Annotated in this window: 12 protein-coding genes; 3 read left to right on the top strand and 9 right to left on the bottom strand. The window is 72.2% G+C overall.

Annotated features, from left to right (window positions below):
- Positions 1–7: 7 nt before the first annotated feature.
- The 6 genes from ACFCV8_RS07480 to ACFCV8_RS07455 are packed head-to-tail and all read right to left on the bottom strand — an operon-like array spanning position 8 to position 5,482.
- Positions 8–847: a hypothetical protein gene (locus ACFCV8_RS07480; protein WP_376684321.1), complete on the bottom strand. Its 840-nt coding sequence runs from the start codon at positions 845–847 to the stop codon at positions 8–10.
- On the bottom strand, positions 822–1,589 hold the full coding sequence (locus ACFCV8_RS07475; protein ID WP_376684320.1) for a sugar phosphate nucleotidyltransferase: 768 nt from the start codon (positions 1,587–1,589) through the stop codon (positions 822–824). The genes ACFCV8_RS07480 and ACFCV8_RS07475 overlap by 26 nt, the downstream gene beginning before the upstream one ends.
- Positions 1,590–1,602: 13 nt before the next feature.
- Positions 1,603–2,667: a DUF2332 domain-containing protein gene (locus ACFCV8_RS07470; protein WP_376684319.1), complete on the bottom strand. Its 1,065-nt coding sequence runs from the start codon at positions 2,665–2,667 to the stop codon at positions 1,603–1,605.
- An 11-nt stretch (positions 2,668–2,678) separates the two neighbouring features.
- Positions 2,679–3,344, bottom strand: a complete 666-nt coding sequence (locus ACFCV8_RS07465; protein ID WP_376684318.1) for an RraA family protein — start codon at positions 3,342–3,344, stop codon at positions 2,679–2,681.
- Between the two features lie 15 nt (positions 3,345–3,359).
- On the bottom strand, positions 3,360–4,565 hold the full coding sequence (locus ACFCV8_RS07460) for an SIS domain-containing protein (RefSeq protein ID WP_376684317.1): 1,206 nt from the start codon (positions 4,563–4,565) through the stop codon (positions 3,360–3,362).
- Positions 4,562–5,482: a dTDP-4-dehydrorhamnose reductase family protein gene (locus ACFCV8_RS07455; RefSeq protein ID WP_376684316.1), complete on the bottom strand. Its 921-nt coding sequence runs from the start codon at positions 5,480–5,482 to the stop codon at positions 4,562–4,564. The genes ACFCV8_RS07460 and ACFCV8_RS07455 overlap by 4 nt, the downstream gene beginning before the upstream one ends.
- A 220-nt stretch (positions 5,483–5,702) precedes the next feature.
- Here ACFCV8_RS07455 and ACFCV8_RS07450 point away from each other — a divergent pair, with 220 nt between their 5' ends.
- The 3 genes from ACFCV8_RS07450 to ACFCV8_RS07440 all read left to right on the top strand — a co-directional run bounded on the left by ACFCV8_RS07450 (position 5,703) and on the right by ACFCV8_RS07440 (position 7,806).
- Complete coding sequence (locus tag ACFCV8_RS07450; protein ID WP_376684315.1) at positions 5,703–7,016, top strand: XRE family transcriptional regulator; 1,314 nt, start codon at positions 5,703–5,705, stop codon at positions 7,014–7,016.
- A 115-nt stretch (positions 7,017–7,131) separates the two neighbouring features.
- Positions 7,132–7,260 carry a hypothetical protein gene (locus tag ACFCV8_RS07445; protein WP_376684314.1) on the top strand — a complete coding sequence of 43 codons (129 nt, stop codon included), beginning with the start codon at positions 7,132–7,134 and terminating at the stop codon, positions 7,258–7,260.
- Between the two features lie 237 nt (positions 7,261–7,497).
- Positions 7,498–7,806, top strand: a complete 309-nt coding sequence (locus ACFCV8_RS07440; RefSeq protein ID WP_376684313.1) for a hypothetical protein — start codon at positions 7,498–7,500, stop codon at positions 7,804–7,806.
- 125 nt (positions 7,807–7,931) lie between these two features.
- Here ACFCV8_RS07440 and ACFCV8_RS07435 read toward each other — a convergent pair whose 3' ends face one another.
- From ACFCV8_RS07435 to ACFCV8_RS07425, 3 genes are all read right to left on the bottom strand, one after another.
- Complete coding sequence (locus ACFCV8_RS07435; protein WP_376684312.1) at positions 7,932–8,195, bottom strand: hypothetical protein; 264 nt, start codon at positions 8,193–8,195, stop codon at positions 7,932–7,934.
- 128 nt (positions 8,196–8,323) lie between these two features.
- On the bottom strand, positions 8,324–8,692 hold the full coding sequence (locus ACFCV8_RS07430; protein ID WP_376684333.1) for a hypothetical protein: 369 nt from the start codon (positions 8,690–8,692) through the stop codon (positions 8,324–8,326).
- An 8-nt stretch (positions 8,693–8,700) separates the two neighbouring features.
- A complete protein-coding gene (locus tag ACFCV8_RS07425) occupies positions 8,701–8,958 on the bottom strand; it encodes a hypothetical protein (RefSeq protein ID WP_376684311.1) in 258 nt (85 codons plus the stop codon).
- Positions 8,959–9,069 lie beyond the last annotated feature (111 nt).

The raw sequence follows: 9,069 nt of genomic DNA, 5'->3' as shown, positions 1-9,069 counted from the left end.
CCCGGCTTCATTCCTCCCGGGCGCTGGGGTCCGGGAGGGAGCCGGCTTCGAGGGCGAGCAGGTGCCGGAGGGCGGGAGCGAGCCACGCGGTGTCCCACCGGTGGTTGGCCGGGGCGTCCCGGTAGGCGTCGTGGGGGATGCCGAGCGCTTCGAGGAGCTGGCGGCCGGCGGTCCAGTCGGCTTCCAGGGTGCCGATGCCCCCGAGCGCGATACGGCGGGCCCCTTGGAGAGCTCGGGCGTGGCGGCGCAGGTTCTGGCGTACGTCGTACTCGTCGAGCCGTGCGGTGCTGCCGGCGACCTCCACGAGCTGCGGGTGCGGCGGACGGTCGCTGAGCAGTGAGGCATCCCAGACGCTGGCGACAGCGAAGAGGCCGGGGTGCCGGGTCAGCAGGTTGAGAGCGGCGAAGCCGCCCTTGCTGAATCCCAGCAGGTGCACCGGCGGCCGCACCTGCGTGCCGAGCATGGCCAGGACGGTCGGCACGACCACGCGGACGAGGTGGTCCTCCTGCCGGCAGTCGGCCCGGGTCGCGTGGTTGACCAGCCAGGGCGACTCGCTGAACGTCGGTGCGGCGAAGACGGTCCCGTCACGCAGGTGAGCCGGGAGCCGCCCGATCTCGGCGAGGCTGTGGCCGTACTTGCGCCCGTCGCCCTTCTCTACGGGCAGAGCGAGCACCACCCGGCGCACACGCTGCTCGGGCCAGATCAGGGTGACCTGCGTTCCGGGCCTCTGGAACGGGCTCTCCAAGAGGACCAACCGGGTGCCCGCAGGCAGGGTGTCGGCGTCGTGGACGTGCGCCTGGATGTGCGGGAGTGCGGGGCGTTCATGGGCGTAGGTCGGCGACGGCATCGTGGTAGGTCTCCCAGTTGTCGCAGTTGAACCGGAGGTCGTCCGGCCGGAGCGGCAGCGCCGTGAGGTCGTTGCCGGCGGCGATCCAGCGCCGGATGGCGTCGATGAGGTAGAGCTCGCCGCCCGGGCGGGGCGGGCACGCCCGCAGGGCGTCGAAGACGAACGGCCCCAGCACCCAGCGGGCGGCGCAGGCGTGCACCCACGGGGCACCGGCGTGGTCCAGGAGGCCGTTGTCGAAGGCGACTGCGGCCGGCCCGGTCCCGGGCGCGTCGGCCGCGCCCAGCAGGGTCTCGTGCGCGGGGACGCCGTCCGCCGGGAAGACGCGGGTCAGGGCGGAGCAGTCCGACGTGCTGGAGACGAGCCGCTTAAGCGGGGTCTCGCGGTCGGCGGCGCCACGGATCAGGTTGTCCCCGAACGCGAGGACGAACGGCTGGCCTTGGGTCCATGTCTCGGCGGCGAGGACGGGGGCGCCGGGGCCGGCGCCGTCGTCCTGGACCCGGTAGGAGAAGTCCATGCCGTACGCGGTGCCGCTGCCGAAGTAGGCCGGGATCTGCGGCTTGCGTGCCGAGATCACGAACAGGACGTCGGTGATACCTGCCGTACGCAGCTCGTGGACCAGGTGCTCCAGGATCGGCCGTCCTGCGGCGGGCAGCATCTCCTTGGGGATGATGCGGGTGATCGGGGCCATCTTGGTCCCGGCTCCGCCGGCGGCCACGACCGCCCTGGTGATGGTGCGTGACATGACGTCCCTCCCGTCAGGCGCTCGGCCGGGCGGGCGGGGTGGCCAGCCAGTCGAGCCAGGTGCCGTAGACGTCGCAGTGGGTCACGATGTCGGAGCGGCTCACGCCGCCGTCGTGGTGGGCCATGATCATGCGGGGGGTGTCCTGGCCGAAGTGGCCGATGGAGATCTCGTGCAGCGGGCGCTGCTGGCTCAGTTCGGCGAGGGTGTCGACGAGGCGTTCCCGGCCGCCCGGCGAGCCGAAGATCTGGTAGATCGACCACGAGAAGACGAAGACCAGGTGCTGGTCGTCGGGGGTCTGGTCGACGACGTCGGCGAGGTGGTCCTGTGCCGTGCCGGCCAGGATCGTCGGCGGGGTGCGCGCGGCCAGCGCCAGGGCGGAGTTCAGGGTGTGCATCCGGCTGGTCTGCTCGGGCCAGGTGAGGCTGACCAGCCACTCGGTGGCCTCGCGGTCGGTGACGTCCACCGGACTCGGATCGATCCCGACCGGGCGTACGAACCTCGTGGCGTCCAGGGACAGCGGCGGCATGGCGCCCTTGACCTCGCAGTGCAGGACCGTGTCCGGGTCGCTGTCGGGCAGGGTGAGCCGGTGCCCGTTGTAGTCGTAGGTGTAGCGGTCCCAGAGCAGGGTCAGCCCGGCGCTGGCGCCCACGTCCACGATCCTGATCGGCCGGCCGTCGTCGAGCTGCTGCTGGAGCGCGGCGAAGGCGGGCAGAAGGACGGTACAGCGGTTGACCTCGTTGGTCTGGACGGACCGGGTGGAGATGATCCGGCGGATCCGTCCGGCGTGGCGGCGGCAGAAGTCTGTCAGCAGGTCGGCGGCGCGGTCTTCGGTCAGGTCCTCGTGGCCGGTGAAGTGGGGGGCGAGCGGGTGCTTCACGCCGCGGCGCAGGATGTGGTGGACGGCCGCGAGCAGCATGTTGGGGGCGGGCTGTCCCGGCTGGGTGTGGGCCGCGAGGTCGAGCAGCTCCGGGGTGCGGGCTGCCGCGCGGGACAGGGTGGCGTACAGCGGGGACAGGCCGGTGGCCTGCTGGTCGGCGAACCGCCGGAAGGTGGCGGCAAGCTGGGTGTGGTCGGTCATCGGGGATCTCCTCACCTGATCTTGTAGCCGGAGTCGGTGAGCTGCTGCACGGCGCCGAGGCTCTGGCCGCGGCGGGCCCACCACTTCTTCTCCTCGGCGGCCTGGGACGCGCGGGCCTTGGCGATGACGGTCACGACCTGGTCGCGGGGGACGATCACCGTGCCGTCCTCGTCGCCGACCACGACGTCGCCGGGGGTGATGCGGACGCCGCCGATGTCCACGGGGACGTTGACCGCGCCGTCCTGGCGGCCGGCGGGGTAGTCGTAGTTGAGCGGGGTGGTGCCGCGGGCGACGGTGGGGAAGGCGATGCGGCGCAGCTCGGAGAGGTCGCGGACCATGCCGTCGACCAACACGCCGGCGATGCCGCGGGTCTGCATGTGTGCGGCGGTCACGCCCCCGAAGCATGAGCGTTCCTTGCCGCCTCCGGCCGCGACCACGACGACGTCGCTGGGCTGGGCGAGGTCGATCGCCGCGCGGCGTACGGTCACGTCCGGGCCCAGCGCGGTGACGGCGCTGCCGCACAGGACCAGCCCGGGGGTCTGAAGGCGCAGGCAGTGAGAGAGGGCGCCGGTCTTGCCGAGGGCGTCCACGATGGAGGCGACCGGGATGCGCGACAGGGCGGCGATCTCGCTGCGGGGGAGGCGGACGATGTCGGTGTGGATCTCACGTGCGGACATGGTGGGGCCCTTTCGTCACAGGAACGGGGTGTCGGAGAGTTCGCGGAGCGGCGCCAGGTCGCGGGCCATGAGGTCGTCGGGCGACAGAGCGGCGGCCGAGTCCGCCGTGAGCGTGGCGCGGGTGGTCCGGCAGAGCAGATGGGCGAGGGACTGCACCAGGGCCCCGAGCGCGAAGTCGTCGACGCGCGGCAGCCGGAAATGACGCGCCCCGGCGCCGGAGCGGCCGGGGCCGTCCCGGTGCAGGAGGAACGGCCGGGTGCCCGCCACGGTGGCGGCGTTGACGGCCTCGCGGGTCGTCCTGCCGGCCGAGTCGTAGGCCAGGAGGAAGACCACGTCCTCGAGGCCGGCGCTGCTCAGCTGGTGGCGGACGCCGTGGGCGGGGTCGGGATGGTCGTTGAGGATCGCGCTCATGTCGGCCAGCGAGGGATCGCAGACGACGAGCGGGGACTGCACCCCGTCGACGCCGAGCGGCGCGTCCCAGCGCAGGTTGTGCGCGAAGTGCTCGCCGACCAGGGCGAGAGGCCCGCCGTCCGGGCACAGCACGTAGATCCGGCGCCGGTTGCGGATCGCGTCCGCGACCTCTTCGGTCGCCTCCCGCAGGAAGGCTCCCAGCAGTTCGGTGTCGACCGCGGCCAGGGCGTGCAGGTGCCTCTCCGCTCGGGCCGGCAGCGGCTGGGTGCCGGGGCCGAGCGCGGCGGCCAGGGTCAGCACGGTCAGCATGGCGTCCTCGCTGATCTGCTGGTCCGTGGTCCCACTCGCCCAGACCATGCCGTCGGCCAGCTCCATCTGGGTGCCGTCGCCGCCCACCAGCGCCAGCACCGGCACGCGGTGTTCGGCGCAGAGCCGGACGGCCTCGAGGATGTTCGCCGACCGGCCGCTGACGCTGGCGACAACGACCAGGTCCACCCGGTCGATGTCCCGGGCGAGCGACCGCGCGAAGGCCGTGCGGAACTCGTCCCGCTGCGCGGTGTAGGCCAGGGTCGCCGGGCTCATCATCGCGTCGTTCACCGGCACTCCGGCCTGCGCGTGGAGCTGGAGAAGGGCCGAGCGGACGATCGCCGAGGAGCCGCCGTTACCGAAGGCGCGGATCTCCCCGCCGCCGGCGGTGGCCCTGGCCAGCAGGCCGACGGCCTCGGCGTGGCGGGTGAGCATGCGGCGGACGGCTTCGCCCACCTCGGTCACGTACGCGCGGGCGAAGTCCTCGTACAGAAGCGTGGTCATGATGCGTCCTTCCTTCGTCCCGCAGCGGGCCCGGAGGTGGTCAGCCAGGGATCGACCGCGGGCGGGAACTCGATGTCGAACAGTCGGCGGCGGACCGGGCCCAGGGCCGCGGGCAGGTCCTGGCAGTCCAGATGGCAGTCGACCGGCCGGTCCCCGGACACTGCGTCCGCCGCCCCGGCGCGGACGTGACCGGCCGGCAGGTGGAACCTGCGCGCGATCAGCAGCGCCATCCGGTACTTGGTCAGGCCCTGCTCCGCGCTCCAGTGGGCGACCGAGCCCAGACGCTGCCCTTGCAGGAGGGCCCCGGCGAGCCGGCGGCACACCCCGGCGGCCTCGTCCACGTGCGTGGGGTAGCGGACACACACGTCGTCCAGCTCGACCGGGGCCCCGGCGCCGACCTGGCGGGCGATCTCGGTCAGGTTCGTCTCGGCCGCGAACCGCACGGGCCCGTACAGCACGGGCAGCCGCAGGATCGCCGCGTCCGGGCAGGCGGCATGCACGGCGTGCTCGGCCAGCAGCTTCCACCGGCCGTAGGCGTTCAGCGGGTTCGGGAGACGGTCGGGCCGGTAGGGCGGCGCCGTCCCGTCGAAGACGTAGTCGCTGGAGATGTGCACCAGCCGGGCCCCGCACCCGTGGGCGCCCTCGGCGATCAGCCGGGCCGCATCCACGTTTCCTGCCCGGGCCCGGTCCGGCGCCGCTGCCCACACCGCGGGGCGGCGCTCGCCCACGCAGTTCACGACGACGTCCGGCCGCACCCGGCCGAGCAGCCGCGCGATGGCGTCGGCCGACGTCGCGTCGACCGCGACCAGAGGGCTGGCACTCCGGCTGAAGGCGGTGCCCGTCACGGTCATGTCGCCGAAGGCGTCCATCACGGAGCGGCCCAGGAGCCCTGACGCGCCGAAGATCACTGCTCGCATCCCTCACCTCCACAGTCCTGTGAGGTGAGACAGACAAGCGGAGGCGGAGGCGTGATCGCGAGAGGTCGCCGCGGTGTACTCGGTGCACACACCAAGTCGGTGTACGGGCACCGGTTTTGCTGCTTGGTGTACGTACACCAGGTCCCATTCGTCCCGTCTTCTGGCGGTCCCTTGAGCGGTGGTACCTTCCGGCCAGGACCCCGCCGGACTTGGAGTGCCCATGGAGCCAGCAGCGGTTGACGCCCCGCCGGCCAATGTGCTCGGCGCCCTGTTACAGCAGCTGGGGATGCGGCCGGAGCAGCTCATCGCCCGCATCAACCAGCGGCGGGCCCGCCGCGGCTGTTCCCCCCTCAGCCCGAAGGCGGCCTACCCCTGGCTGCGCGAGACCCCCTCTCTCCCGCAGCCCGACAATCAGGCGGACGCCCTGGCCGTTCTCACCGCGAGGGCTGGACGGTGCATCACCGCGGCCGACGTCGGATGGGACCTTCATCGCCCCCGGACCCGTCACCGTCACCTCGACGCGCCCGGCGACGCCCCCCTGGAGGCCCTGCTCCAGGAGATCAGCCAAGGAGACCTGATGGACCGCCGCAACCTGCTCATGCTCACCGGAGCCGCAGCCACCGCCCCCGCCCTCGCGCTGCTGCTCGGACCGATGGCGGAAGCCTCCGCCGCCTCTTCCGGCCAGCTGAGCGAACGGCTCGTTGGGTCGATCGAACGGGCCGTTCGCGACTTGAGGGAGATCGACGACTCCACCGGCAGCGCCAGCGGCGACCTCACCTGGGGCATCGGTATATGGCAGAGCGCATCCCGGGTCGTGGCACAGTCCCGTGGCCGCGGGCCCCTCGCCGACCGGCTCCACACCGCCTACATCGAGCTGAGCGAGCAGGTCGGCTGGATGTGCTTCGATGCCCGCCAGCACCCGCAGGCACAGCGCATCTACCACACCGGCATGCGCCTGGCCCGCGATGCCGGCACCTCACTGGCCACCCGTCACGCGACCGCCAACCTCGTCGCCTCCACCGCGTATCAGGCCGCGTGGCTGGGCCACCACAACGACGCCGCCGCACTCCTTGACATCGCTGCACGGACGCCGGACCTTCCGTCCGCAGCGGCCGCGGTGATGGGCGAGCGGCGCATCTACGCCGCAGGACGGCGGCACGACCCTGACGCGGTCCTCCGCTCCCGCGACGAAGCGCTGCTTCACCTCGGCTCTCCGGACGAGCGCACACCGTGGTGGGCGACCTGGCTCACGAAGGACTCCGTGGACGCCGCCACCGGCCGGGCCTGGCTCGCCTGCCAACAGCCCACGCGGGCCGTCCCCTTCCTGCGCAGCCGCGTCGAGGCGACCGCGCCCGACTACCCGCGCGACCACCTCCACGCAGTGCTCGACCTGGCCGACACCGTCCACCAGTGCGGCGACGGCGACCAGGCACGCGAACTCCTCGATCAGGCCGAAGGGCTCATCGGCACCGTCAGCTCTCAGCGCATGGTCCACCGGTTCGAAGCCCTGTCGTCGGCAGTCGCCGCCGCGTGAAAGCCGGATTCGACACCGAAGCCGCAGACGAGTGAATGACACTGAACGGGCTCGGCGGCCGCGTCCGGCCGATGCACCCGCCGCCGGGCCCCTTCACAGGGAGAGGAAGACCGCGGTGACCGTGTGGGACGCGGAGGTCGAGAACCCGGCCACCTGGGACGACCTGTTCGTCCGTGACGTCGACAAGCAGCAGGTGCGGTTCGTACGGCCCGCGGACACCGACCGCCCGACCTGGTCGCTGTAGGAGGCCGCGGTCTGCCGGGGCACAGTGGCGGCCGAGTCGGACGGCGGCCGGCCGCTGTGGCGGGTGCAGGACAGCCGCGAGGCCCATCGCAACGTGGACGACGCGATCCGTTCCTTGCGCCGCCCGTCGTCGTGGACCCGCGTACGCGGTGCAGATCGCCGCCGTCGACCGCCGCGGCACCGTGGTCTTCAACGAGTACGTCCAGCCGAACGCCGTCATCGAGCCGGCTGCGATGCCGTGCACGGCATCGCCCCGGACCGCCTTGCCCAGGCCCCGGCCTTCGCGGAGTTGCTGCCCCGTCTCACCGACGTCTTCCACCACACCGTCCGCGCACAAGAAGCCGAAACCCGCAACGCCCTCGACCGCCTGGCCACACTCGCCGCCGACGGCGACCACACGTACTACACCGACATCGCCCACTTCATGGCCGGCCTGCCCCTGCCAGAACCCTCAACCACCCGCTGGACCACAACCACCGACCACGTCCGCTCCACCTGGCACACCGTGGTCCAGGCCCGCCAGAACCACCTGCGCACCAGGAACTGACCCGCACACGTACATCGGCCCTGACCAGGCAGCACCCGGCCAGGGCCGATCAAGGCGACATACAGCGGGACGGAGACGGACAGCCCCGCGCCAACGGTGATCGGTGAGGATCCCCGGCAAACAGGTCAGCCGGAGGAGGCGTCCTTGCCGACAAGGCCCGAGAGCAGCTCGACCAGGGTGGCATTCACGCCGCGCTGCTCCACCAGGAACCCGTCGATCTTCTGCTCCAGCCCGTCCAGGCGCTCGCCCAGGCCGTCGACCTTCTGGTCGAGATTCCCGACCTGCAGACGCAGCGCGGTCAGATCGCTCCTGACGATGCCGAACTCGCGGTCGGTCTTCTGCGCGGTCTCCTCGTAGCGGCGAGTCGGGGAGAGCTCGGGTGTGGCCACGGTGAGGGTGTTATCGAACTGGGGGCGCTGCCCCCGGTGGCCGGGGCGCCCGGCACTCCCACCCGCTCACCGCATACGAGTGGCGGTCAGGGTGCCGTGGCGGCCTGTCCGCGGCCGGACCGCTCTGTTCAGGTGTTGAGGTCCAGGACGCGCACGGGCTCGCCCTCCCACCGTTTCGGGGACGTGGTGGCGATGATCGCCCCGTCCGGGCGGTCGGGGGTGGGCTGCGCGGCGAACTGGCTGTGGGCCGCCGCCCACGTCTCCTGCCGGGCGAGAGCCAGCGCGGCGGACAGGTCCAGGTCCAGAACCGTGATGCCCGGCAGCGCGGCCAGGTGCTCGGCCGTACCGGGCCGCGCCCGGTCGGCCTCGACGAGCGCGCATGCCGGGGCGTACAGGAACCAGCCCGCCTCGGCATGCGCCCGGTGGATCAGGCGGGAGGCGAGGATGTTGCCCTGACCGGCCGCGGTCATGGCGGTGTCGTCCAGGACGATGTGCATGGCGTCGCTCACCGGCCCGTCACCCGGGCCAGGCGACGGTCCAGCTCACTGTCCAGGTCGCTCTCCTCGGAAGCGGTGGGGGCGTAGCCGTTCCACTTCTTCAGTGCGGCCCTGGCCTGCTCGGCACGCTCGGCACGCTCGGCCGGGGTGAGCATGGTCTCGGCCAGACGTGCCAGGTACGCGCGCAGCGACAGGCCTTCGGCGGCCGCGATCGCGGCCAGCCGGTCTTTGGCTTCCTCGGGAATACGGATATTGGCATCGGACATCATCGTGCTCCTTCCCATCCCTCAAGGATACGGGTACGTACCCGTATCCTCAGGTGGCTTTGGGTACGGCCTTCTCCTCGTCCGACCAGCCGGGCCCGACCGGTCTGTAGT

It is taken from the genome of Streptomyces sp. NPDC056347, from assembly GCF_042262625.1.
GTDB lineage: Bacteria > Actinomycetota > Actinomycetes > Streptomycetales > Streptomycetaceae > Streptomyces.
This window is presented reverse-complemented; position numbering and strand designations above follow the sequence as displayed.